This is a genomic window from Cellulophaga sp. F20128 (genome assembly GCF_023015805.1).
GTDB lineage: Bacteria > Bacteroidota > Bacteroidia > Flavobacteriales > Flavobacteriaceae > Cellulophaga.
Map to the genome: position 1 here is coordinate 1 of NZ_JALKBA010000020.1, position 24,866 is coordinate 24,866.

The 24,866-nt window shown below is 35.1% G+C and carries 23 protein-coding genes; 6 read left to right on the plus strand and 17 right to left on the minus strand.

The genetic code is table 11. From position 1 onward, the window contains the following. Positions 1-343: 343 nt before the first annotated feature. The 5 genes from hisS to rpsF all read right to left on the minus strand — a co-directional run bounded on the left by hisS (position 344) and on the right by rpsF (position 3,557). Complete coding sequence (gene hisS, locus MWU65_RS14875; protein WP_247079212.1) at positions 344-1,720, minus strand: histidine--tRNA ligase; 1,377 nt, start codon at positions 1,718-1,720, stop codon at positions 344-346. A gap of 89 nt (positions 1,721-1,809) precedes the next feature. Further along, a complete protein-coding gene (locus MWU65_RS14880) occupies positions 1,810-2,280 on the minus strand; it encodes a DUF6495 family protein (protein ID WP_247079214.1) in 471 nt (156 codons plus the stop codon). A 170-nt stretch (positions 2,281-2,450) separates the two neighbouring features. Next, positions 2,451-2,903 (minus strand): 50S ribosomal protein L9, encoded by a 453-nt coding sequence (gene rplI, locus MWU65_RS14885; protein WP_247079216.1) that lies wholly within the window; start codon positions 2,901-2,903, stop codon positions 2,451-2,453. A 13-nt stretch (positions 2,904-2,916) separates the two neighbouring features. Further along, positions 2,917-3,216, minus strand: a complete 300-nt coding sequence (gene rpsR, locus MWU65_RS14890) for a 30S ribosomal protein S18 (RefSeq protein WP_170854752.1) — start codon at positions 3,214-3,216, stop codon at positions 2,917-2,919. 2 nt (positions 3,217-3,218) lie between these two features. Beyond that, positions 3,219-3,557 carry a 30S ribosomal protein S6 gene (gene rpsF / locus MWU65_RS14895; RefSeq protein ID WP_247079218.1) on the minus strand — a complete coding sequence of 113 codons (339 nt, stop codon included), beginning with the start codon at positions 3,555-3,557 and terminating at the stop codon, positions 3,219-3,221. A 236-nt stretch (positions 3,558-3,793) separates the two neighbouring features. Between rpsF and MWU65_RS14900 the strand changes: the two genes are divergently transcribed. After that, the gene (locus MWU65_RS14900) at positions 3,794-4,486 is read left to right on the plus strand and encodes a LytTR family DNA-binding domain-containing protein (RefSeq protein WP_247079220.1); all 693 of its coding nucleotides are present in this window, start codon (positions 3,794-3,796) and stop codon (positions 4,484-4,486) included. 91 nt (positions 4,487-4,577) lie between these two features. On the opposite strand, the gene rpiA is transcribed toward MWU65_RS14900, so the two are convergent. From rpiA to nadC, 5 genes are read right to left on the minus strand one after another with little or no spacing between them, the layout of a single operon-like run. Then, complete coding sequence (gene rpiA / locus MWU65_RS14905) at positions 4,578-5,258, minus strand: ribose-5-phosphate isomerase RpiA (RefSeq protein ID WP_247079223.1); 681 nt, start codon at positions 5,256-5,258, stop codon at positions 4,578-4,580. Positions 5,259-5,300: 42 nt separating this feature from the next. Next, positions 5,301-7,757: a primosomal protein N' gene (priA, locus tag MWU65_RS14910; protein ID WP_247079225.1), complete on the minus strand. Its 2,457-nt coding sequence runs from the start codon at positions 7,755-7,757 to the stop codon at positions 5,301-5,303. A 9-nt stretch (positions 7,758-7,766) separates the two neighbouring features. Then, a complete protein-coding gene (locus MWU65_RS14915; protein ID WP_247079227.1) occupies positions 7,767-8,207 on the minus strand; it encodes a DUF2147 domain-containing protein in 441 nt (146 codons plus the stop codon). After that, positions 8,194-9,180 (minus strand): YihY/virulence factor BrkB family protein, encoded by a 987-nt coding sequence (locus tag MWU65_RS14920; protein WP_247079229.1) that lies wholly within the window; start codon positions 9,178-9,180, stop codon positions 8,194-8,196. The genes MWU65_RS14915 and MWU65_RS14920 overlap by 14 nt, the downstream gene beginning before the upstream one ends. Continuing rightward, positions 9,180-10,037: a carboxylating nicotinate-nucleotide diphosphorylase gene (gene nadC / locus MWU65_RS14925; protein WP_247079231.1), complete on the minus strand. Its 858-nt coding sequence runs from the start codon at positions 10,035-10,037 to the stop codon at positions 9,180-9,182. The genes MWU65_RS14920 and nadC overlap by 1 nt, the downstream gene beginning before the upstream one ends. Before the next feature lie 111 nt (positions 10,038-10,148). Between nadC and rlmH the strand changes: the two genes are divergently transcribed. Next, positions 10,149-10,622, plus strand: coding sequence for a 23S rRNA (pseudouridine(1915)-N(3))-methyltransferase RlmH (gene rlmH / locus MWU65_RS14930; protein ID WP_247079233.1), 474 nt, complete (start codon positions 10,149-10,151; stop codon positions 10,620-10,622). A gap of 57 nt (positions 10,623-10,679) precedes the next feature. Here the strand turns inward: rlmH and serA are convergent, their stop codons facing one another. Together serA and MWU65_RS14940 are read right to left on the minus strand one after the other, a co-directional pair. Further along, the gene (gene serA, locus MWU65_RS14935) at positions 10,680-12,572 is read right to left on the minus strand and encodes a phosphoglycerate dehydrogenase (protein ID WP_247079235.1); all 1,893 of its coding nucleotides are present in this window, start codon (positions 12,570-12,572) and stop codon (positions 10,680-10,682) included. A gap of 149 nt (positions 12,573-12,721) precedes the next feature. Beyond that, positions 12,722-13,174, minus strand: a complete 453-nt coding sequence (locus tag MWU65_RS14940) for an isoprenylcysteine carboxylmethyltransferase family protein (RefSeq protein ID WP_247079237.1) — start codon at positions 13,172-13,174, stop codon at positions 12,722-12,724. A 93-nt stretch (positions 13,175-13,267) separates the two neighbouring features. Between MWU65_RS14940 and MWU65_RS14945 the strand changes: the two genes are divergently transcribed. The 4 genes from MWU65_RS14945 (at position 13,268) to MWU65_RS14960 (ending at position 19,575) form a co-directional block, all read left to right on the plus strand. Further along, complete coding sequence (locus MWU65_RS14945; protein WP_247079239.1) at positions 13,268-13,858, plus strand: non-canonical purine NTP diphosphatase; 591 nt, start codon at positions 13,268-13,270, stop codon at positions 13,856-13,858. Between the two features lie 452 nt (positions 13,859-14,310). Next, positions 14,311-16,164 (plus strand): DEAD/DEAH box helicase, encoded by a 1,854-nt coding sequence (locus MWU65_RS14950; RefSeq protein WP_247079241.1) that lies wholly within the window; start codon positions 14,311-14,313, stop codon positions 16,162-16,164. 142 nt (positions 16,165-16,306) lie between these two features. Next, positions 16,307-17,089 carry a carboxypeptidase-like regulatory domain-containing protein gene (locus MWU65_RS14955; protein WP_247079242.1) on the plus strand — a complete coding sequence of 261 codons (783 nt, stop codon included), beginning with the start codon at positions 16,307-16,309 and terminating at the stop codon, positions 17,087-17,089. A gap of 221 nt (positions 17,090-17,310) precedes the next feature. Beyond that, positions 17,311-19,575 carry an FUSC family membrane protein gene (locus tag MWU65_RS14960; protein WP_247079243.1) on the plus strand — a complete coding sequence of 755 codons (2,265 nt, stop codon included), beginning with the start codon at positions 17,311-17,313 and terminating at the stop codon, positions 19,573-19,575. 22 nt (positions 19,576-19,597) lie between these two features. Here MWU65_RS14960 and MWU65_RS14965 read toward each other — a convergent pair whose 3' ends face one another. The 5 genes from MWU65_RS14965 to MWU65_RS14985 are packed head-to-tail and all read right to left on the minus strand — an operon-like array spanning position 19,598 to position 24,789. Continuing rightward, complete coding sequence (locus MWU65_RS14965; protein WP_247079244.1) at positions 19,598-20,761, minus strand: sigma-54 dependent transcriptional regulator; 1,164 nt, start codon at positions 20,759-20,761, stop codon at positions 19,598-19,600. A gap of 9 nt (positions 20,762-20,770) precedes the next feature. After that, positions 20,771-21,637: a DUF6268 family outer membrane beta-barrel protein gene (locus MWU65_RS14970; protein ID WP_247079245.1), complete on the minus strand. Its 867-nt coding sequence runs from the start codon at positions 21,635-21,637 to the stop codon at positions 20,771-20,773. A gap of 32 nt (positions 21,638-21,669) precedes the next feature. Continuing rightward, positions 21,670-22,524 (minus strand): mechanosensitive ion channel domain-containing protein, encoded by an 855-nt coding sequence (locus MWU65_RS14975; protein ID WP_247079246.1) that lies wholly within the window; start codon positions 22,522-22,524, stop codon positions 21,670-21,672. 1 nt (position 22,525) lies between these two features. After that, entirely contained in the window at positions 22,526-23,860 is a 1,335-nt protein-coding gene (locus tag MWU65_RS14980; RefSeq protein WP_247079247.1) for an ABC transporter permease, read from the minus strand. After that, positions 23,857-24,789, minus strand: coding sequence for an ATP-binding cassette domain-containing protein (locus tag MWU65_RS14985; protein ID WP_247079250.1), 933 nt, complete (start codon positions 24,787-24,789; stop codon positions 23,857-23,859). Before MWU65_RS14985 ends, MWU65_RS14980 begins: the two co-directional genes overlap by 4 nt. Between the last annotated feature and the right edge of the window lie 77 nt (positions 24,790-24,866).

Here is a 24,866-nt window from a genome sequence, read left to right on the forward strand (position 1 = left end):
TTATAAGTGTTACTCTAAAGAACACCTCCCTTAGTCCCTCCTTGTTAGGAGGGAAAACTAAACAACAAACTTATATTACAAAATAACTAGTACTAATTCGGAAAATGAAATTGGATTTCAATTCTTTAATTGACGAACCACGATACAGATGTCAGTTCGAGTGTTTTCTTGTTTTTTCTACAAGAAAATGTATCGAGAACCAGTCGGGTAAAAAGAACACCTCCCTTAATCCCTCCTTTACTTCGGCTACGCTCAGCACAAGAGGAGGGAATTTTATCAAAAAAAAGCCACCAGACAATTGAATTGCATGATGGCTACTATAATTTTAATACAGAATAGATCGCTAGAGTGCGTCCAAAAAATCGGAAACATTGGCTAATTTATACGTTTGCTGATCTCCTTTTTGCATATTTTTCACCACAAAGGTGCCATCAGACACTTCTTGCTCCCCTATAAGTATTACATAAGGAACATTGCGCTTATTGGCATACTTCATTTGCTTTTGCATTTTTGCCGATGAGGGGTACACATCTGCCTTGACACCATTTTTACGTAAATTGGTTACCAATTGCAAGGCAGTAAAAGCTTCTTTTTCTCCAAAATTTACACAAAGTACTACCAAAGCCTGATCTATAGCCTCCGGAAAAAGCTGCAACTCTTCCAACACCAGGTAAATCCGATCTAATCCAAAAGAAATACCAACGCCACTTACATCTTTTAACCCAAATATTCCGGTTAAATCGTCATAACGACCGCCGCCGCCAATAGAACCCATTTGCACTCCACTTGGAGCACCCACTTCAAAAATAGCCCCGGTATAATAGTTAAGTCCACGTGCCAAGGTAACATCTATAGTTAAATTGGCAGATTGCAACCCTAATTTTTCAACCGCAGTAATTATAAAAGTAAGCTCGGCTACCCCCTTGGTTCCTTCTTCTGAATCTTTTAACAATTCCCCTAAAACCTGTAATTGTTCTGTATTGGTCCCTGATAAGGAGAATAAAGGTTTCGCTTTTTCTATGGCTGCTTCCGAAATGCCTTTATCTAGCATTTCCTTAGTAATACCAGCCACACCTATCTTGTCTAATTTATCTAAAGCGACTGTAAAATCTATAAGCCGTTCTTTGGCGCCAATTACTTCGGCAATTCCTGCTAATATTTTTCTGTTGTTTAGTTTTATAGTAGTAGCCGTAAGCTTTAAATCTGTAAAAACAGCATCATACAGTTGCACCAATTCTATTTCTTGCAATAAGGAATCTGAACCAACTACATCAGCATCGCATTGAAAAAATTCACGAAAACGACCTTTTTGTGGCCTATCTGCTCTCCAAACGGGTTGTATTTGATATCTTTTAAATGGAAAATCAATTTCATTTTGATGCATTACTACATAACGTGCAAAGGGTACCGTAAGATCATACCGCAATGCCTTTTCTGATATTTTGGATGTCAAGGAAGTCGAATTCTTAGCAGTATATGTTTCATCCCTTACCTTAGCCAAATAATCTCCAGAATTTAAAATCTTAAAGATCAGTCGGTCTCCTTCTTCCCCGTACTTACCCATTAAGGTTTCGGAGTTTTCAAAAGAGGGTGTTTCTATAGGTTGAAACCCAAAGGTTTGAAAATGTTTTTTTACAACATCAAAAATGTAATTTCGTTTTGCAACTTCAGATGGAGAAAAATCTCTTGTCCCTTTTGGAATGGATGGTTTTTGTGCCATAAATTATAGTATTCAGAATGCGATACAGCATTGGTATTGTCTTTAAAGACAATTATCTATTTAATTTTTTGAATCGAACAAATATCGGTTTATCCAATGATATTATCAAACCATTTAAACAAATCGCCTCTAGTAATTGCTGCCCCTTGTTTTATAAGGTTGAATTTGTCTATATTTTTATCCTCCGTATAGACTTTAGATGCCGTAAGGTATTCTACAAAATCGGATTGCCAGTTTTTCTTAAACCAAGCAAAACCTATTTCAGTAGTTAAATCCACTTCTGGATTCATCACTTTTACAGAAATGAGTCTCATTTCTTTTTCTAGCAAATGAAACAAGTGCATTTGTTGTGCCGATATATTTTCTAAGAATTCTACTTTAGAAAGCACCCCTTCCCAAATTAAATCACTAAAAACATCTAACTCTTCCTCAGCTACTTCTGGTTTCTCTTTTTTTAGAGAATCCCATTCTGTTGCAGTGATGGTTTGTGATGCTAAAAAATTAACAAATTCTGGTTGTAATTCTTCTAACTGTTGTTTTGTAAGTCTTGTGTATTTCACAGCTATTCCTTTTTATCCCACATGTATGGGTAATTACTTGTGTCTTCTCTCTCTAAATTAAAAATCGTTTTCTAATGTACATCCGCTGCATTTGCCCCAGGTATTTCATTACAAAACAAAAAAAAAGAGCTATGCAGGCATAGCTCTTTAAATAACAATTATGTTTTTTACTATTTTGCTTCTGCTACTACTTCAAAAGGAAATTCTACGATAACCTCTCTATGTAATCTAATTTGAGCATTGTAAGGCCCAACTCTTTTTACAGCACCACCTTGTATAGTAATGTATTTTTTATCTATTGTTTGACCCGCTTTTTCCAAAGCAGCTGCCAAGTCCATAGTACCAATAGATCCAAACAATTTAGAACCAACACCAACCTTAGCTGGTATTTTAATTTCTACTTGTTTTAATGCATCAGCAACTTTAGTAGCCTCATCAACAATTTTCTTCTCTTTATGAGCTCTTTGCTTTAGGTTCTCAGCTAATACCTTCTTTGCAGATGGTGTAGCATGAGCAGCCAATCCTTTAGGTATAAGGTAATTTCTGCCGAAGCCATTTTTCACCTCAACTAAATCGTCTTTAAAACCTAAATTCTGTACGTCTTGTTTTAATATCAGTTCCATAGTTTAGCTTATTTTATTTTAATAAATCGCCAACATATGGCATTAATGCTAAATGACGTGCTCTTTTTACAGCTACAGCCACTTTTCTTTGATACTTCAATGAAGTTCCGGTAAGTCTTCTAGGAAGTAATTTACCTTGCTCGTTTACTAACTTTATTAAGAAATCTGGATCTTTATAATCTACATACTTAATACCAGATTTTTTAAATCTACAGTATTTCTTTTGTTTGTTAGTTTCAATGTTTAATGGAGTTAAATACCTGATTTCTCCATCTTTTTTACCTTTTGCTTGTTGTTCAATAGCTGACATAATCCTTAAGCTTTAGTTTTTAATTTTGTTCTTCTTCTTTCTGCCCAAGAAATAGCGTGCTTGTCCAACTTTACAGTTAAGAAACGCATTACACGTTCATCTCTTCTGAATTCTAGCTCATAGCCATTGATCGCTTCACCTGGTGCAGCAAACTCAAACAAATGGTAAAAACCACTTTTTTTGTGTTGAATAGGATAAGCCAATTTTTTAAGTCCCCAATTTTCCTTGGAAACCATTTTGGAACCTTTCTTAATTAAGAAATCTTCAAATTTCTTAACTGTTTCCTCTATCTGAGTATCAGATAGAACGGGATTCAAAATGAAAACAGTTTCGTAATGATTCATATTATATATATTTTTAGAGTGTGCAAAAGTAATTATTTTTTTGATTCCTCACAAGAAAACTTAATATTCTTCGTTATACTTTAAATGTTATTAACATAACTAGACCCCAAATGAAACCTACATCTCACATAATACCAATTACACAACAGAATAGTGCATGTTCACATCTTTTCTTGCATTACATCTGACATTTTTAGTACTTTGGCTGAGATTTAACCCCACAAATCAACTTATTTATGAAACTTAAATGTATAATTGTAGATGATTCCACTATGCAACGTATGGCAGTTGCTAAGTTAGTCAACAATCATCCCAACTTAACCATGGTGGCCGAATATAGCAATGCTATAGAAGCCAAAAACGGATTAAAGAACAATGAGATTGACCTTATTTTTCTTGATGTAGAAATGCCTATTATTAGTGGATTCGATTTATTGGAGTCTCTTGATAATCCTCCGCAAGTAATATTAATTACCGGTAAACCAGACTACGCTTTAAGAGCTTTTGATTACGATGTAACAGATTACCTACACAAACCTATTACAATGAGTAGGTTTGATGCCTCTGTAAAAAGAGCTGTTGCCAAGTACGAGCAATTACACAGAGTCTTAGAGGATGAAGAACATATCTTTGTTAAGAGTAATCTTAAAAAACGCAAAGTTATTCTTAACGATATTAAATGGATAGAAGCTCTTGGTGACTATATTAAATTAGTAACGGATGAGGCAAACATTGTAATTCTTTCTACAATGAAATCCTTTGAAAAGCAATTACCAGAAGAAAAATTTCTTAGAATTCACAAATCTTATATTGTGAACTTAGAAAAGGTTGAAAAGTTTAATAGTAAAAATGTTGAAGTAGATGGGAGACAAATACCTTTAAGTAGAAATAAAAAAACGGAGTTAGCAGAAGCGTTAAGCAATGTCTAATGAAAACCTATATTTTGAAATAAAAAAGCCAGCTTTCGCTGGCTTTTTTATTTGTACTAAACTCTGAAAAAACTCCTAAACCAACCAGATTTTACGTTGTAAATTCAATCACCTTTCCTTGCACCCCCATAAGTACTACCGAAGCAAAACCAAGAAACAACCCATGATCTAAGATACCTGGAATACTCTGAAGCAGTTCCTGTAACCGTTGTGGCTGCTCTATTTTCTGAAGATCTAAATCTATAATAGTATTCCCATTATCACTGATAAACACAGTACCCAAAGCATCTTTTCTAAGTATGGGATGTAACCCCAATGCCGCTAGCTTGTTTAAAATAGGCATACTTGCAAACTCAAAAACCTCAACTGGAAGTTTAAAAGCACCCAGTGTAGGCACCTTCTTTTTGGCATCAGTAATAACAATAAACTGAGAAGAAAGGGAAGCAATTATTTTTTCCTGAACCAAGGCTCCTCCTCCACCTTTGATCAAATTTAAATCAGAATCAAACTCATCGGCCCCATCTACAGTAACATCAATTTTAGAGATCGTATTTAAAGGGATTACTTCTAAACCAACCTCTCTGGCCAAGGCATTAGAGGCCTTGGAGGTAGCTACACATTTTACAGTATGCAGTGCTTCATTTTTTACTGCTTCTCCCAAATACCTAATAAAATAATTGGCTGTACTACCCGTCCCCAAGCCAACCACCATATTCGATTTGATATACTGCAAGGCCGCCTTTGCTGCTATTTGTTTCTCCGCTTCAATCACTTTGTCTTTCTTGTTAGTTTCTGACTGTATTTGCTACTAGCCCTAAATATAATCTACATTATAAATTACTCGTACCCCTTTGTATTGTGCTATAGCATCAAAAGATTTTTCTATTCGTTTGATGTGATTTTTAGTTTTTCCTAAATGCTGCTCTTTTTCCATCTTCAAGATTACATGTTTAATATACTGATTTCTAATTCTAGAAACGGCCGGAAATTCTGGTCCCAAAACCGTAGAATTAAATACAACACGTAATGATTTTGCAAACCACTCTGAAGCATCTTCCACCTTTGTATAATCCTTATGTTTAAAGGTTATTTTTAGAATTCGATGCAAAGGTGGATATTTAAATTGCCTGCGTTCATTAATCTGGTCTGTATACATCCCTTCATAATCGTTTGCAGCAACTTGTTGTAGTATTTGATGGTAGGGATTATAGGTTTGAATTAAAACCTTACCCCTTTTTTTGGCTCTACCCGCCCGCCCTGAAACCTGGGCGAGCAGTTGATAACTGCGCTCATGTGCTCTAAAATCTGGAAAATTTAAAAGGTTATCTGCATTCATTATCCCCACGAGACTTACATTCGCAAAATCTAAACCCTTGGTAAGCATTTGAGTTCCCACCAAAACATCTAACTCATGTTTTTCAAAGGAGGTAATTATTTTTTCATAGGCATATTTGCCACGAGTTGTATCCAAATCCATTCTGCCAATCCGAAGATTTGGCATTAATTTTTGAAGCTCCTCCTCGACTTGCTCTGTCCCAAATCCTTTAGAATTTAAGGTCGCCATACCACAAGCCAAGCAACTTTGCTGTAGTGCCATATGGTAACTGCAATAATGGCAACGCATTTGCTTTTTATACTGATGAAAAGTTAGACTTACATCACAATTAGGGCATTGTGGCGAATGCCCACAAGTAGTACATTCAACAATGGGTGCGTACCCACGCCTATTTTGGAATAATATAACCTGCTCCCCTTCTTCTACCGCTGTTGTAATACCATGTAGTAAATGTTCAGAAAAATGACCTTTCATTCTCTTTTTCCGGGTAAGCTCTTTAATATCTACCAATGTTACTTCTGGCATTTGAACATTTCCAAACCGCCTTTGTATTTGTGCATACCCATACTTTCCTTGGGTCACATTATAAAAACTCTCTACACTCGGCGTTGCAGAACCCAATAGTATATTACATTTACTTAAATGAGCTAAAACAATAGCACTATCGCGAGCATGGTATCTTGGTGCTGGGTCATATTGCTTAAAAGAAGCCTCATGCTCTTCATCTACTATAATTAACCCAAGCTTGCTAAAGGGTAAAAACAAGGCAGATCTAGCCCCTATGACAATCTGTGCCTTTGCCTTATTTGCCAAAACATTATTCCATACTTCCACTCGTTCGTGAATGGAATATTTGGAATGGAAAACGGCCACCTGTTCGCCAAAATATTCTTGCAACCTCGCAATGAGTTGTGTTGTTAGTGCTATCTCTGGCAAAAGGTAAAGCGCTTGCTTCCCTTCTTTGATACAATCTGCAATTAATTTTACATAGACTTCTGTTTTTCCGGAAGAAGTTACACCGTGCAATAAAGTAACTTTGTTTTCCGAAAAACTAGTTTCTATATCCTCCAGAGCCTGCTGTTGGTGTTCATTTAGTTCTTTGCGATTTTTTGGCTTCTTCGCTGGGTCAAAAACGACCCTATCCGTACGAACCAGGACTTCTTCTAAGATCTCTTTATCGATAAGTGTTTTGATGATAGCGGCTGAAGATTCACTTTTTACCTCGAGTTCTTTTACGGTAATTTTTTTCTGCGTATTGCCTTGCAATTGAAACAAGGATAAAATAACCTTACTTTGCTTTGGCGCTCTTGAAAGCGAATCAAGCAAACCACCTAGAGCCTCTTCTGATTGGTATTTTTCACCTAAGGTAACATACCTTACTAATTTTGGTTTGTACTGTTGGTATACCTCTTCTTTGGTTTGAATGATATTTTTTTCTAGCAATCGCTTTAGAATAGGCAGCACATTTTTTTTATCGACAATGGCCGCTATTTCTTGAACCTTTAACATAGATTGACGCTCTAAAGCTTCAAATACTAAAAACTCTTCATCTGATAGTTCCTTTTCGTCTACTACAGTTTCTTTATTTTTTAAGATCAGCGTTTCGCTCTCCAACAAAAAAGCATTTGGCACGGCGCTTCTAAAAACCTCACCAAGAGAACACATATAATACGAAGCAATCCACGACCAATGCCTCAACTGTACTTCGGTAACGATAGGATCATCATCTAAAATTTGATGAATTTCTTTTGCCTCATATACGGCAGGTGCCGTAGTGTGTATTTCTGCAACTAAGGCGGTATATATTTTTGATTTTCCAAAGGGAACAGCAACGCGCATTCCTATTTTTAAATAGGATGCTTCTGCCTTGGAAACACTATACGTGAATAGCTTTTCTAGCGGAATTGGAAGGATTACATTTATAAAATAGCCCATGAAATTATTTTATTCCTTCACACGTACCCAAGTTTGGGTTCTATAGATAAAAGCCAAATAACCACGCACTTTTAATTGGTCTTCATCTTCTGGATCTAACCATATTTTACATCGAAAGGTCATCGCTTGCTCAGGATCAAAAAGATGTTTTCCCTTGTATTCGTTAGCATCAGTTTTAACCGCGGCAGTAATAATTTCCATTCCTTCCACGGGTTTGTCTTTGCGATGATCATCACATTTTTCACAAACCGCATCCTCTTTCCCTTCTTCTAAGATTTCCAAGACTCTACCAAATAGCAAGCCTTCTTTTTCATAGACTTCAATGATTGCCTTTTCTACTCCATTTCTATCATCTATAGTTTTCCATTTTCCAAAAACAGACTGAGACAGGCTAACTTGGGCTATACACAAAATAACACCTAAACTTATAAAACTCTTAAACTTCATCATTCTTTATCATTTTTTTCTTTAGAGAATTTAAGGTAGCGTTTAACTCAAACCCTAACAATAAAATATTTGCATTCAACCAAATGTAAACCATCAAAATTAATAATCCACTTAAAGCGCCGTACAATTCATTATATCTTGCAAATTTATCAACATACACTCCAAACAAATAAGAGGTTAACAAAAATAAAATGGTAGTCATTAAGGATCCTGCTGAAAAGAATTTTGCCTTTCGGCCTTCTGCCGTACCAAAGTAATAGAGAATGGAAATGGCCAAATAGGACAAAAATGTAAAGTAGATAATCTTTGCTATTTGCGTAGTCCATAAATCTGTTGTCTCCAGTTCAGTTCCAAAATAAGCTTGGGTGGTATCTGATATGTTTTCTATCACATAAATCTCAAAATACATAAATACAATTGTACTTACAATAATTAAAATAGAAAGCAAAATACCTACCATTACCGCGTATAAATATTGTCTAAAGAAACTTCTGCTAAGGCTTACGTGGAAGGAGTTTTCAAATCCGCTAAAAATAGCATTAACCCCATTTGCAATTAAAAATATGGATATTAAAAAGGATGAAGACAGCCAACCACTGCGTTTCTGACTCATTATTTCCCCATATATTTCATCAAAGAAATAATCGTTTATAGCATTTGGCAATACATATTCTAAATAGGCAATAAACTCTGTACTTAAGTTTGTATCCGGATTTCCAGAATCTACAAAGGGTATTAAAAACGGTATTAAAGTAACCAAGAAAATTAGCAAAGGAAACAAGGCCATAAACAAGCTAAAAGCAATGGCACTAGCACGTGTAGACAGGGTGCCTTTTATGATACCATACACATACATCTCTAGCAAATCATACAAAGACAACCCTTCAAAAGCTGGTAGTTTTATCTTTTTCAATATGAGAACCACCCAATTTATTACCGGTATTTTCGCTAATTTATCTTCTACTTCTGCCGACATTAAACTGCTTTAAGACTTAAATCCATATTGTAAACAGAATGCGTTAATGCCCCCGACGAAATATAATCAACTCCACAATCTGCGTAGTTACGAATGGTTTCTTCATTAATTCCGCCGCTGGATTCCGTTAAACAACGATCGCCAATTAATGCTACAGCTGTTCTAGTATCCTCATAATTAAAGTTATCGATAAGAATGCGATAAACACCTTCTGTTTTTAGAATTTCTTTTATCTCATCTAAATCTCTGGCTTCTACAATAATTTTTAAATCCCTCTTTGTATTTTTTAAATAGTGCTTTGTTTTTTCAATTGCCTTCGTAATTCCTCCAGCAAAATCAATATGATTGTCTTTCAACATAATCATATCATACAAAGCAAACCTATGATTTTCTCCACCTCCAATTTTAACAGCCCACTTTTCTGCAGCACGTAAACCCGGTGTGGTTTTTCGCGTATCCAATATTTTAGTAGTAGTACCTTCTAATAACTTTACAAAAAAATTGGTTTTGGTAGCGATGGCACTCATGCGTTGCATGGCATTTAAAACCAAGCGTTCCGCTTTTAATATACTTTGAGATTTCCCTGTTACATAAAAAACAACATCACCATAGGCAACACTTTCCCCATCGTTAATTAGGGTTTCTATTTCTAAATCACGATCTACATAAGCAAATACCTGCTTGGCAAATGATACTCCAGCAATAATACCTTCATCCTTTACCAAAAGCTTAGCCTTTCCTGTTGCCGTTGCTGGGATACAAGCCAAAGAGCTATGATCTCCATCGCCTACATCTTCGCGTATGGCATTGCTAATAATGAGGTCTATTTCTTTCTGAAACTGTTCTTCTGAAATCATTAAATTATTTTGTTTTGTGCTAATTTACTAAAATGTTTGTTGAAAGTTTAGGTGTTTTTTGGTTTTTAAATTAATCCCGTACCTTAGAACTTTAGAACCTATATTTACACTATGCAAATTACACTTCTTGCCATTGGCAAAACAGACAATAAAAACTTACAATCGCTTATTACAGAATATGAAAAAAGACTAGGCCATTATATTAAGTTTGATTTGGATGTTATTCCGGATATTAAAAATACAAAGAATTTATCTGAAGCCCAGCAAAAGGAAAAAGAGGGAGAGCTTATTCTTAAAAAATTAACCCCAACGGACATCCTTATTTTATTGGATGAAAATGGCAAACAGTATACTTCGGTAGATTTTTCTGATTATTTGCAGAAAAAAATGAATGCAGGTACTAAAAAAATGGTGTTTGTTATTGGTGGTCCTTATGGTTTTAGTGATAGCGTATACAAAGCCTCTGACGGAAAAATCAGTCTTTCTAAACTCACATTTTCACACCAAATGGTTCGCTTGTTTGTAGTAGAGCAAATGTATAGAGCGTTTACCATTCTACGGAACGAACCCTATCATCATAGATAAAAAAAAAGCGTCATAGAAACTAATCTATAACGCTTTATATATATCTACTTTATTATCCTAGTACAACACTCTAAACTTAATGGTATTCTCTACCTTTTTAAGTGCTTTGATGACTTCTTTATTGTATTCTTTATCTAAATCTGTAATGACATAGCCTACCGAATTATCGGTAGAAAGAAACTGTCCGGTTATGTTCATTTCATACTCGGCCAATACCTTGTTTATTTTAGCCATAATACCCGGTACGTTTTTGTGTATGTGTAAAAAACGGTGTGCATTTGTTTGTCTAGGCAAACGAATACTCGGGAAATTTACGGCATCTACGGTATTTCCAGAATTGATATAGTCCATTATTTTATTGGGAACAAAATCTGCAATATCGCGTTGCGCTTCCTCAGTACTACCACCAACATGTGGTGTTAGTATCACATTTTCTAAGCCTTGCAATTCTGAGAAAAATTCACCGTTGCTTCGTGGCTCTTCTGGATATACATCTACTGCTGCACCACCAATTTTACCGCTTTTTAATGCCGCTACCAAGGCTGGTATATCTACCACAAAACCACGTGAAAGGTTTATAAGCATAGCGCCATTTTTCATTTGCTTTATTTCGCGCTCTCCAATAAAGTTTTTATTCACTTTATTATCATCAATATGCAGGGTTACTACATCAGAAACATTAAGCAAGTCTTCTAGGGTATTGCATTTAATAGCATTACCAAGAGCCAACTGATCATTAACATCGTAATAATAAACACGCATACCTATGGCTTCGGCCAAAACAGACAACTGTTTCCCGATATTACCATAACCAACAATCCCTAAATTTTTACCTCGTACCTCCCTAGAATTAATGGCGGTTTTATTCCATTGTCCCTTGTGAATTTCCTGACTTCTAGGAAAAACATTACGCATTAAGGTTATTATTTCTCCAATGGCTAACTCTACCACCGACCGTGTATTACTGTACGGTGCGTTAAATACCACAACCCCTCTATTTTTAGCTGCTTCTAAATCTATTTGGGTAGTACCGATACAAAATGCACCAACTACCAATAATTTATCTGCCGCCTCCAATACTTTTTTGGTAACCTGAGTTTTAGAACGAATTCCTAAAACATGCACTCCTTTTAATTTTTCTATTAATTCTTCTTCAGGCAGACTGTGCTTTACCAATTCTACTGAAAACCCATCCTGAGAAAGATTATCAAACGCTGCAGGATGCACATTTTCTAACAGTAAAATCTTAATCCTGTTTTTAGGGTATGATATTTTTCGCGGTAAGTCGTTTACAAATAAAAATTCATCCATATTTGGTGTTACATGATCTGCATTTGTGGTTGCCTTGGCTCTACTCACATTTTCTGTATAAGCAAAGAATTTATCCGCAATTCCAGCTTCACGCATAACGTAATCACTATATCCATCACCTATCACTTGAACCTCGCCTTCCAAATTTAAATTTTTCAGACATTCGATCTTTCCATTGTGGGAAGCCAAAACATTACCCTCGTCAAAACCTATAATTGTTCCTTCATCATCAAAGGTAAAGGTATTGGCGTATACTTTACTAGAAGGAATATCATATTCTTTTACTATAGGATCTATAAACTCTTTAAATCCGCACGAAATCACATAGATATCATCAGAAAATTTCTGAAAAAATTCCTTGTTTGACTCAATCGATTTAGAAATTTTATCCCGTAAAACTTCAACCAATTGTGTTAAATCACTTTTATTTGCATTCAATAATTTTATGCGCCGCTCCAAGGATTCTGTAAACGAAATATCACCATCTATTCCTAAATTGGTGATTTCCTGTATTTCCTTAATTATTTCTTCCTTGTTAGACTTTCCCTGCAAAGTTATTTCGGCTAAAACATCCAAAGCCTCCACTCTTGTTAAAGTACTATCAAAATCAAAAACATATTTTCTCCCTTGGTCTACCATTTTTACAAATAATTTAAGGAGTAAAAGTAAAAAATAATCCTATTCTAAACTTTAATTCTACATAAAATTAAATTGAAAAAAGCATATCATCACATATAATGAAGAAATTGTTTTTTAACTCCTGTTTAATTAAGAATATGACAATAAATTTAGAACCATCGACGGGCTTTTTTACGGTACAAAGTATAATCTTTACCAAATTTCTTACCTAAAACCCCCTCTTCTAGCTTAATCTGTGTGGTATTTATAAAAGAAACAAAACCAGCTGCCAGCAATACATTAAATGCATTACCCAAATACAAACCCCAAGCTAAAAGAACTAATAACATGGCCAAATACATCGGATTTCTACTGTACTTGTAAATACCAGAGGTCACTAAACTTGTTACTTTATCTGGTTTTATGGGATCTATACTTGTCCTTGCTTTTAAAAACTGAAAGGTTGATACCAGTAAAACGAACACCATAATACCTACTAGCGTTTTTGCAAGCGGCAATCTGCCGTAAAAATCAAAATACCCAATGGGAGAAAATTTTGCCAATAGGTACATTCCCAAACCAAAAATAAACATCACAACAATTGGTGGAATCTTTAACTTCATAGGTTTCTATTTTAAGGAAATAAATTTACTATTTTTGATTCGATGTACCTCTTAATAGAGGTACAAATTAAAAAGAAATTAAAAATACCAACAATGAAAATTGTATTTGCAACCCACAACAAGAATAAGCTTAAGGAGGTTCAAAAGTTGCTGCCCAAAAGCATTACCCTACTATCCTTGGAAGATATTAATTGTTTGGAAGACATTCCTGAAACTGCAGACACCATTGAAGGTAATGCCATACAAAAAGCAGATTACGTAACTAAAAAATACGACTTAGCTTGTTTTTCGGACGATACGGGCTTGCTTGTAAATGCCCTGAACGGGGCACCCGGAATTTACTCCGCCCGCTATGCCGGCGAACAAAGAGATTCAGAAGACAATATGGACAAATTACTAAGCAATCTAAGGGAATCTACAGACAGGTCTGCTCAATTTAAAACCGCCATTGCCTTAAATATAAGCGGGGAACAGCATATTTTCAAGGGTATTGTAGAAGGTGAAATCACCATAGACAAACGGGGTGGCAAAGGTTTTGGGTATGATCCTATTTTTATGCCCAAGGGGTACCAACAGACGTTTGCTGAACTACCAATGGACATAAAAAATAGCATAGGACATAGAGGAAAAGCGGTAGAACAATTGGTGCAGTATTTAAAAACCAAGCACTCCTCTTCATTCTAAAATAGGATGCTGAAAAATAGTTGCCATGTAACTTAGAGCCTTGCCAAACTAGTATTGGTGTAAATTCAATACAATTATTGACCTATTCTGCAGTAGAAAAAGTGAGTGGATTACCCTATACTAGCATCCGCAACGCTATTTTAAAGTTCTTTTCTTATTAATATACCTGGTTTTAGGAGTCATTTGCATTGGTATTTACGACCATTTTTAGCTACAAATATCTTTTATATTCTACGGCTCGCGTTTAGTATAGAAGGCGTTTCCATAGCTTTTTACGATTACGACAGACTACTACAAATGTAAGTAATACAATGGTTATAGCTCTAATTCAAATAAATAGAGTACCTTTGCACCTTTAATAAACGCCGCTGGTATAGCATGTGTTGCTCGGAGTCATAATTATGATAATTGCTCTATGTAACATACATATTTGCGATTAAGTATAACATATTATGACAAAATTTGAAGCATTAGGGCTAGATCAGTCCCTATTAGATGCCATTACTGACCTTGGATTTGAATCACCTTCAGAGGTACAAGAAAAGGCAATCCCAATTCTTTTAGAAAATGACACTGACCTTGTGGCTTTGGCCCAAACAGGTACAGGAAAAACAGCAGCTTTTGGTTTTCCGTTAATTCAGAAAATAGACAGCAAAAGTAGAACTACACAAGGATTAATTCTATCGCCAACACGTGAACTCTGTTTGCAGATTACCAACGAACTTAAGTTGTATTCAAAATACGAAAAAGGACTTAATGTAGTTGCTATTTATGGTGGTGCTAGTATTAGTGAACAAGCAAACCAAATAAAAAGAGGAGCTCAAATTATTGTAGCTACTCCTGGTAGAATGAAAGACATGATTAACCGTGGTATGGTTAATATATCTAAAATAGACTATTGTGTTTTAGATGAAGCTGATGAAATGTTAAACATGGGCTTCATGGAAGACATCAAAGACATTTTATCAAACACACCGGATGAGAAATTTACATGGTTATTCTCTGCAACAATGCCAAGAGAAGTTTCTACGATAGCCAAGAAATTTATGCATAACCCACAAGAAATTACGGTTGGTGCTAAAAATTCTGGTGCTACTACGGTACAACATGAATATTATATTGTTGGTGGTAGAGATAGATACCCTGCATTAAAAAGATTAGCAGACACAAACCCAGATATATTTTCTGTAATTTTCTGTAGAACAAAAAGAGATACCCAAAGGGTAGCAGAAAAATTAATTGAAGACGGATACAATGCTGGCGCTTTACATGGCGATTTAAGTCAGAACCAAAGAGATTTGGTAATGAACTCCTTTCGTAAAAAACAAATACAAATGTTGGTAGCAACAGATGTTGCTGCTCGTGGTATAGATGTAGATGATATTACACACGTAATAAACTACCAATTACCAGATGAAATAGAAACATATACACACCGTAGTGGTCGTACAGGTAGAGCTGGAAAATCGGGTGTATCTATGGTTATTGTTACCCGCAGTGAATTGCGTAAAATAAAAGCAATTGAAAATAAGTTGCAAACAGAATTCTTAGCAAAGAAAATTCCAACTGGAATGGAAATTTGTGAGATTCAATTGTATCACTTAGCTAATAAAATAAAAAATACAGAAATTAATGAGCAAGTAGAAAACTACTTACCTGCAATTAATGATGTATTGGAAGGAATAGACAGAGAGGAACTTATTAAAAAGATTGTTTCTGTTGAATTTAGTCGTTTTCACGATTATTACAACAAAACCAAAGACCTTAACACTACAGATCGCGGAGAACGCAGTGAGCGCGGAGAACGAGGAGAACGCAGTGAAGGTCGCGGTAGAGACAAAGCAGAAATACCTACAAGTGGTTCTGTGCGTTACTTTATTAATGTTGGCGAGCGCGATGATTACGATTGGATGAAGCTTAAAGATTTCTTAAAGGACACTGTTGGTCTTGGCCAAGAAGATGTATTTAAGGTAGATGTTAAGGAGAGTTTTTCTTTCTTTAATACCGATGTTGAGCATTCTGAAAAAGTATTATCAACTTTTACAGAGTTTAAGGTAGACGGAAGATTTGTAAATGTTGAAGTCTCTAACAGCCCAGGTGGAGGCGGTGGAGGTCGCGGTAGAAGTGGCGGAGATCGTCGCGGAAGCGATAGAGGCAGATCAAGTTCATCTAGGAGTGGTGATAGAAGCCGCTCTCGTAGTGCAGATAGCAGAGGAGGAGACAGAAGTCGCTCTCGCAGCAGTGACAGTAGAGGTAGCCGTGGTGATGGTGGTTACGGAGCTAAAAAAAGCAAGAGAAGGTATTAATCCAATACGTTAATAGAATATTAAAAAATACGCTTCGGCGTATTTTTTTTGTTTATTTACTACCTTTAACCCGAAAGCTCTTCTAATCAAAGGCAAAACTTTAATATCTTGTGTTTCTCAACCCTGGATAAATGATTTATATATGAATAAATACGTACTACTTTTTTTAAGCTTACTCTGTTTTTATAGTCATTCTCAAGAAAAAAAGAGAAATAACAATCAAGAAGAAACCATTACGGCAACTGTTATTAATGCACAAACGGATGAAGCGATGTCTAGTGTACACATTGTAAATCTAAATCAGGTTAAGGGAACAATTACCAATGACAATGGAACATTTACGATTCCGGCAGTAGCCAATGACACCTTATACCTAACTTATTTGGGTTTTAAATCTCAAAAAATAAGAGTCACCAATGACATGCTTAAATTTAAAGACACTAAAATTACCTTGACAGAATTGGCATACGCCTTGGAAGAGGTGGTTGTAAAACCGTATCAACTTACTGGGTTCCTAGAAATTGATGCTAAAAATATTTCTATTAACGATTCGTATCAATATGCCATATCCGGACTTTCTAGTGGCTATGAAGCAGGGAATAAAAACCCCAGTGCTGTTACCAAAGTACTAGGCGCTATATTAAACCCAGCAGATTTACTCCGAAATTTATTTGGCAAAAAACCTGCACAAATGCGCAAGCTACGTCAAATGAAAGAAGATGACCGCATCCGAGATTTATTAGCTTCAAAATTTGACAGGGAAACCCTAACCGAATTGTTGCAATTGGAAAAAGTGGATATCGAAGACATCTTGAACAACTGTAATTACTCTAAATCTTTTATACTTACTGCCAACGACTTGCAAATTTTAGATGCAATGAGCGGGTGCTACGAAGACTATAAGGTACTTAATAGAAAAAAGTAAAAGAACCGAGGCTATAGTTCAATATGTAGCACTTATTTTTAAGCTCAACCAGCAATATTGACAGTTCTAAAGAGCATTTTAGATGTACAGCCACTTCATCACAATTCCCACCCAAGCACTTGCATATGGATTAATTACCAGCATTTATCCCTTAGATTTAATCTGTAATTAACACAAAAACACAATTCTAAAGACATCCTTTCAATTACCTTTGCACTGCAATGCAAAAACAATTTAAAAATTATTTAAAAACTACGGAGCTCTTCTTAAAAGGGTCTAGTTTCTACAGAGGTATTGTACTTACTATAGCGATAGTTATACCACTACTCTCTCTATATGCTATAGATTACATTGCGTACGCCCCCTCCATTGTCTTGGGTTGTTTTTTAAATGCTCCCAGTGATGTTCCAGGCAGTTTAAAACGCAAAGTTCTTGGAATACTTATAAGCATTGCCTTAACTATGTTTGTTACACTTACGATCCTAATTAGCAAACCATTTTTTGTTTTATTATTGCTGGTAATTGCTGTGTTAAGTTTTGTTATTTCTTTACTCTCTGTCTATGGGTTTAGAGCCTCTTTAGTATCTTTTTCTGGTTTATTGGCGATAGTTTTAGCCTTGGCTGTACAAAAAACAGAGCTACAGTCCATAGCAATTCATGTTGGCTTACTAGCTGTTGGGGGACTATGGTTTTTAGGAGTTTCCTTATTCTTTTTGTGGGTATCACCTAAAAAGGACGAAGATCAATTATTGTCAGACACCCTAAAGTTAACAGGAAACTACTTAAAAATAAGGGCTAAATTACTAACCAAGCCCAATAAACGCGATACGCTTTCTAAAAAAGCACTAATTCTACAAACACAGATCAGTGACAAACATGAAACGCTACGGGAATTACTCCTTGAAGGCAGAAAGCGTTCTGGAAGATCCTTATCTAACGAAAAACGTCTGCTTATTTTTATTTCCTTGGTTGACACTTTTGAACTTGCCTTAGCCAATTCCTTAGATTATTCAAAAATTGATAGCCTGTTTGGGTTACACAAAGAACATCTAAAGGCTTTTAAAAAGATGAATAAAGTAATGGGTAACCACCTAATTACCTTATCTGAAATACTACTTAAAAAAGACAAACTTCCAGACATCGCAATTTTAAACAAAACATTTGAAACAACCGCAGTCTCAATTCAGAATTATGTAGATGAATTAGGCTTACCAAAGGCTAGAGAAGGTGCTATTACCCTTAGAAACCTTCACGATTACCAAAAATTATTATTGGATGAGATTAAAGCCATAAGACGTGTTTTAGTTAAAGTAAAGGACAATTCTGTGGTTACCTTAAAAACAAAAGAATACAATCAGTTCTTGACTTTTCAGGAGTATCGTTTAACTATTTTAATGCAGCATTTAAGCTTTAAATCCCCCATACTTAGGCATGCCTTGCGATTATCTGTAGCCATTATCTTTGGATTTCTACTGGGCAGTCTTTTGGATTTAAAAAATGCCTATTGGATTATTTTAACCATTATTGTGATTTTACGCCCCAACTACGGTCTAACCAAAGAACGCTCTAAAAACAGAATCATTGGCACCATAATTGGCGCTCTCATAGCCATTGCTATTATTCTTATAACACAAAACACTATTGTTTATATGGTTTTGGCCATAACATCCCTAACCTTTGCCTTTTCATTAATACAACAAAGTTATAAGGCTGGCGCCACGTTTATTACCTTAAATATCGTTTTTGTTTACGCCTTATTGGATCCCGATATATTATCCGTTATTCAGTATCGGGTAATAGACACGATGCTTGGAGTGAGCATTGCCCTTTTAACCAATTATATCGTATTCCCTAGTTGGGAATACAAAAACTTAGATAGCGTGCTCTTAAATGCACTACTTTCAAATAGCAATTACTTAATTGCTACCCGTAACTTATACCACTCTAAAAAAGAAAATACACTAGAATATAAAGTTTCTAGGAAGGAGGCATTTTTGGCGATGAGCAATTTAAACGCTGCTTTTCAAAGGCTTACCCAAGATCCTAAATCGAAACAAAAAGAATCCGTTTTAATTTATGATATTGTAACCCTAAACCATACCATTCTCTCTGCCATTGCATCCATTGGGAGTTACATCATAAATCATAAAACCACCTATGCCTCCAAGGAATTTGACACTCTTATTTCTGGCATTAGCACTTCCTTAAAACACACAGCTATTCAATTAGAAAGCAACCAATCAAATACGCTTGGCGCTCAAGAGAATGACGAATTACTGCAGGCACAATCCAAATTACGAAGTGTTTACGAAAGCCTGTCAGAAGCTAGAGATAAGGACATACAAGCTGGGCTTACACAAATAGACCAAGACACCTTACTTAATTTACAAGAAGCCCATTTAATTACAAACCAATTAATTTGGTTAAAAACACTTTCTGAGAACTTAAGAAAAGTAAGCATCAAGTACAAAACCATTTTTAGTTAAAACTAAGGGTTCAACTAAGGTTTTATTTACTGGCAAATAGTTTTACATCTTCTTCCGTGACTTCTTGACCTCCAAGAATAATTAAGCGCTCCACAACATTACGAAGCTCTCTAATATTCCCAGTCCAATCGTATCCTTTTAACAAGCTAATTGCTTTTTCTGAAAAAACTTTTTTAGCTGTTCCATGTTCGTGCGCAATCTTATCTGAAAAATAGGCTATCAACAAAGGAATATCATCCCTTCTATCATTTAAAGCGGGAACTTTTATTAGGATTACCGCTAATCTGTGGTATAAATCCTCACGAAAATTACCTTCACTAATCTCCTTTTTTAAATCTTTATTGGTGGCAGCTATAACCCTTACATCTACTTTGATATCCTTATCCGTACCTACCCGGGAAATTTTACTTTCCTGTAAAGCACGTAATACTTTTGCTTGGGCAGAAAGACTCATATCTCCAATTTCATCTAAAAATATTGTACCCTTATTTGCTGCTTCAAACTTTCCTGCTCTGTCTTTAATGGCAGATGTAAATGCTCCTTTTACATGACCAAAAAGCTCACTCTCTATTAATTCTGAAGGTATTGCAGCACAGTTTACTTCAATAAATGGTGCTTTGCTACGTGGGCTTTTTTCATGCAGCCAATGCGCTACTAATTCTTTCCCAGTACCGTTAGATCCGGTAATTAATACCCTTGCATCTGTAGGAGCCACTTTTTCTATCATATCCTTAATCATAGAAATCTCATCACTTTCTCCTATCATTTGGTAGTTTTTACTCACCTTCTTTTTTAAGATGGTGTTCTCTACTACAAGCTCTTTGCGATCTAAGGCATTACGTACGGTTGTTAATAACCTATTTAAATCTGGTGGTTTTGAAATATAATCAAAAGCCCCCATACGCATTGTATTTACAGCGGTATCTAAATCTCCGTGACCAGAAATCATGATAAAAGGTATCTCTGGTTTAATTTTTCGTGCAGCTTCTAATACTTCAACACCATCCATTTTAGGCATTTTTATATCACAAAGCACTAAGTCATAATCATTTTTCTTAATGGCTTCAAGCCCCTTTAATCCATCTTCTGCATCTTCAACACTATAGGTTTCGTTTTCTTCTGACAAGATTTTCACCAAAACCCTACGTATTGCAGATTCATCTTCTATTACTAATATTTTTGACATAAGTGTGCTTTAAAAAATTCCTATTTTAAATCCAGTTTTAAAATATACATTTCCATCGTTATATAACGAATAAACTTTTTTTCTTTCTTCATTTCTCAATATACCTTGTTGTGAAAGGGTATATCCAAACAAGCCGTAAAAAGATATATTTTCATTGATATTGTATTGATACCCTAAGCCACCAACAACAACAGAAAGTGAAAGCCCTGAACCTAAATCATTATCAGGCAAAAGAATATCGTTCTGTATATTTACAAAGTAACCATCCAAAAACAATGCCGTTTTAAAAGTATGCCTTTCCCTATAATGGTATTTAAATTCCATTCGTGGCACACCAACCATATACGACCAATTGGGGTGAAATTTTTTATAATAACTAACTATAGGCAAAGGAAGCGGAAAACCAGTGGCACTGTTGTATGACAATCCTAAAATTAACCGTGTTGGTATGTCTGCGTCCTTATTTACCCTAATACTTAAGGCAGAAAAATTAAGTTTAAAATCTTCCTTTACTATCCCATCCACAAAATTTGAGGCCAATCTTGGGGTTACTACACCCACAAAGGTCCAGGCTTCATTAAACCTACGTACATACCCTAAATTAAAATCTACAATTCGAAATTTCTGTAATTCCCGATCATCAAACGGATGTATACTATCGTTATTAAAATCTATAATACTATATTCTGCCCCAGTAACCAAATAGTCTTTTTTGCTTAATTTAAAGGGTACGTTTACCAAAAACCGATATCTAGAAGTTTTTCTGGCAGACTCCCCTTCGGGCAAAACAGTATATTCTAACCGAACTAAATCTGAACTTTGTGAAAATCCAAAATAGGCCACTAGCAATAAACCAAACCCCAAGAATTTTTTCATAGTAATTTAACGAATAAAAGCCAATAAAATTATCATGATCTATTTTGCCCTATAATATGAATATCTCGCTGTGGAAAAGGTATTGATATATTGTTATTTCTGAAGGAAGCGTCTATTAAATACCTTAAGTCGCTCTTAATTCTGGGGTCACCATAACTATCATTGGTAAAATAATTTACCGAAAACATGAGCGCCGAATCTCCAAAATCTTCAAACAATACAAACGGCTTTGGGCTCTTTAAAATACCTTTTTGGCTAAGGACAATCTCCAACAAAAGTTTGGTTACCAATTGCACATCACTACCATATGCCACTCCTATCTTAACCGATTCCCTTGTTGTCTTATGATTTTGAGTATAATTGTAAATTGTGTCTGTTAGAAACTTATGATTGGGAATAACAATTACTTTATCATCTCTTGTTAAAGCTCTAGTGGTACGCAATCGCGTTTCAAAAACTCGCCCCACCTTTCCATCTATCTCAATAATATCTCCTATATGTAACGACTGGTCCAAAATAATCAATATTCCCGAAATTATATCCTGAAATAGATATTGCAACGCAAACCCCAAACCCACAAACAAGGCTGCAGAAGCGGTTAGCAAGACCGTAAGATCTACCCCAGATGAATGTAAAATAGTTATTATGGACAGTATGTATAGAAAGTATTTTAAAAAGCCAAATAGACTAAGAAACTTGTTTTTATCATCTACAGGCAGTTTTTTAACCATTACCTTAGAAATTAGTCTTAAAATAAAAGTAACGGCAATAAGTACAATGACAATGCTAGCTAAGGTAGCTACACTTATATCTACGTTTTTTCCGTCTATTAATTTATAAGTTAAAAACTCCTGGAATAAACTTACTATTTCTTTTACCCTATCCATTTTAATATTTTAACCATTTATACAAATCTTTATAAGTCGGTTTTTTCCCATACATTAAAATTCCAATTCTATAAATTTTTGCCGCGAGCCAAACGATAGCAAAAAAAGTAGCAATTAACAATACAATAGATAAGATCAATTGCCAAACAGGCACTCCCCCTTCTCCAATTCCAGAGGAGAGTCGCATTAACATTACTATAGGTGAAGTTAATGGGAACAGTGAAAAACCAACAGCAACTGGACCATGTGGATTGCTAAACACTGATATAAAGCCAACATAAATAGCTAACATTAAGGGCGATATTACGGGCAACATAAACTGCTGCGTATCGGTTTCATTATCTACAGCTGCACCAATAGCTGCATAAATAGAGCTATAAATTAAATAGCCCAACACAAAATACACTAAGAAAAATACAAAAAGTGAGAGCCATGGTATTTGTAAAAATATATCGGCATATTGCTGAATATCATTAGTCATTGAACTATTTGCCATTTTTAAGGCTTGTGCTTGGGGCAGGTTCTCGTTGTTTTGAAGCGCCATAAAATCCAAATCGAAAGCAAGAAAAACAATACCAAATAAGACGGACGCAGAAATTACCCAAATAATAAATTGGGTAATACCCGCTAATGATGTTCCTATAATTTTGCCCATCATTAACTGAAAGGGTTTCACCGATGAAATAATCACTTCAATAACCCTACTTGTTTTCTCTTCAATAACACTACGCATAACAAAACTACCGTAGATAATAATAAACATCATTATTAAATAGCCAAACGCACCACCAACTATAGCGTTTATTTCATTTAAACCTTTAAGGTTTTTTTTCCCTTCAAAAGTAGAGGTATGAATAGAGAAATCTTTATTAATTGCGGTATAATCCATTTCAGAAACCCCTAGGCTTTCCAATCTTTTTTGTTTTAATCTGTTTTGAAAGACCGCTTCTAAATCATCTAAAAACCCATCACTAGGAGATTCCTTAGAAAAAAAATAAGCATTTTTAGCCGAAACTTCCATATTGGCTCCATTGGGAATATGTAGCAATCCATAATACCCCAAACGCTCCGTAGAATCCTTTGCCTCCTCTAGACTTAAATGAGACAATTTTACATAAGAAGCACTTGGGCTGGCATAAAAATCTTCTGTAAAATAATTACCCTCATTTAATACGGCAATTGTTTTTTTATCGCCATCGTTTAGCATCGCTAAATAAACTACCAAAGCAATCATACCTACCATTATAATTGGACTTAAAAAAGTCATAATTACAAATGATTTGTTCTTTACTTTCGCTAAATATTCTCTTTTTATAATTAAGGTTAATTTACTCACGAGATTGTTTTGCTATTTACGGTTTGTATAAAGATATCATTCGCTGAAGGTATCGTTTCTACAAAATGATTTACTTTTCCCTTTTCTGCTAAATACGACAATAAGGCACTGGTATCATTGGATGGCAATTGAATTTTAAATTCTAATTGTTGATCAGCTGCCAAATAATTAGGCGACCATATTTTATGGGTTTCTTCTAACTTATGTAGAATTCCGTTTTCTTCAGCGACCTGTAATCCCACATTAAATATATTGTTCTTATACTCTTTTTTAATGTCTGACAATCTACCGTCTAAGATTTTTTCTGATTGATGAATTAATGCTATATACTCGCACAATTCTTCCACAGATTCCATTCTATGCGTTGAAAAAATAATAGAAGCACCTTCTTCTTTAAGTTGAAGAATTTCATCTTTAATTAAATTGGCATTTATAGGATCAAAGCCACTAAAAGGCTCATCAAAAATTAATAATTTAGGCTGATGGAGAACGGTTACGACAAATTGTATTTTTTGTGCCATCCCCTTGGATAGTTCTTGTACTTTTTTGTTCCACCAATCCCCAATATCGAGTTTATCAAACCAATATTTTAATCGTTTTGTGGCTTCTGCTTTTGAAAGTCCCTTGAGTTGTGCTAAATAAAGTGCTTGCTCCCCTACTTTCATACTTTTATACAACCCTCTTTCTTCCGGTAAATACCCTATATTGGCAATATGTTCTGGTTTTAGTAATTCACCATCAAAATACACAGCTCCAGAATCTGGGTAAGCTATTTGATTAATAATACGAATCAGTGTAGTTTTTCCTGCTCCATTGGGCCCTAACAAACCGTAGATACAATTCTTAGGAATTTCTAAAGTAACATTATTTAGAGCTGTATAGTCTCCAAATTTTTTAGAAACACCTTTAGCGGCCAAAATAGAATTCATTTTTTACAATTTTTTCAAAGATATAGAAATGGAATTATATAAAAATAAAACCCACCCTTATTTGCACAAGGATGGGA

What these genes read in the sequence shown, in the direction of transcription:
- hisS (WP_247079212.1), bottom strand. Translation starts at nt 1,720, where the DNA reads ATGGCACAAAAACCATCCATTCCAAAAGGGACAAGAGATTTTTCTCCA.
- rplI (WP_247079216.1), bottom strand. Translation starts at nt 2,903, where the DNA reads ATGGAACTGATATTAAAACAAGACGTACAGAATTTAGGTTTTAAAGAC.
- rpsF (WP_247079218.1), bottom strand. Translation starts at nt 3,557, where the DNA reads ATGAATCATTACGAAACTGTTTTCATTTTGAATCCCGTTCTATCTGAT.
- MWU65_RS14900 (WP_247079220.1), top strand. Translation starts at nt 3,794, where the DNA reads ATGAAACTTAAATGTATAATTGTAGATGATTCCACTATGCAACGTATG.
- priA (WP_247079225.1), bottom strand. Translation starts at nt 7,757, where the DNA reads ATGGGCTATTTTATAAATGTAATCCTTCCAATTCCGCTAGAAAAGCTA.
- MWU65_RS14915 (WP_247079227.1), bottom strand. Translation starts at nt 8,207, where the DNA reads ATGATGAAGTTTAAGAGTTTTATAAGTTTAGGTGTTATTTTGTGTATA.
- MWU65_RS14920 (WP_247079229.1), bottom strand. Translation starts at nt 9,180, where the DNA reads ATGTCGGCAGAAGTAGAAGATAAATTAGCGAAAATACCGGTAATAAAT.
- nadC (WP_247079231.1), bottom strand. Translation starts at nt 10,037, where the DNA reads ATGATTTCAGAAGAACAGTTTCAGAAAGAAATAGACCTCATTATTAGC.
- rlmH (WP_247079233.1), top strand. Translation starts at nt 10,149, where the DNA reads ATGCAAATTACACTTCTTGCCATTGGCAAAACAGACAATAAAAACTTA.
- serA (WP_247079235.1), bottom strand. Translation starts at nt 12,572, where the DNA reads ATGGTAGACCAAGGGAGAAAATATGTTTTTGATTTTGATAGTACTTTA.
- MWU65_RS14940 (WP_247079237.1), bottom strand. Translation starts at nt 13,174, where the DNA reads ATGAAGTTAAAGATTCCACCAATTGTTGTGATGTTTATTTTTGGTTTG.
- MWU65_RS14945 (WP_247079239.1), top strand. Translation starts at nt 13,268, where the DNA reads ATGAAAATTGTATTTGCAACCCACAACAAGAATAAGCTTAAGGAGGTT.
- MWU65_RS14950 (WP_247079241.1), top strand. Translation starts at nt 14,311, where the DNA reads ATGACAAAATTTGAAGCATTAGGGCTAGATCAGTCCCTATTAGATGCC.
- MWU65_RS14955 (WP_247079242.1), top strand. Translation starts at nt 16,307, where the DNA reads ATGAATAAATACGTACTACTTTTTTTAAGCTTACTCTGTTTTTATAGT.
- MWU65_RS14960 (WP_247079243.1), top strand. Translation starts at nt 17,311, where the DNA reads ATGCAAAAACAATTTAAAAATTATTTAAAAACTACGGAGCTCTTCTTA.
- MWU65_RS14965 (WP_247079244.1), bottom strand. Translation starts at nt 20,761, where the DNA reads ATGTCAAAAATATTAGTAATAGAAGATGAATCTGCAATACGTAGGGTT.
- MWU65_RS14970 (WP_247079245.1), bottom strand. Translation starts at nt 21,637, where the DNA reads ATGAAAAAATTCTTGGGGTTTGGTTTATTGCTAGTGGCCTATTTTGGA.
- MWU65_RS14975 (WP_247079246.1), bottom strand. Translation starts at nt 22,524, where the DNA reads ATGGATAGGGTAAAAGAAATAGTAAGTTTATTCCAGGAGTTTTTAACT.
- MWU65_RS14985 (WP_247079250.1), bottom strand. Translation starts at nt 24,789, where the DNA reads ATGAATTCTATTTTGGCCGCTAAAGGTGTTTCTAAAAAATTTGGAGAC.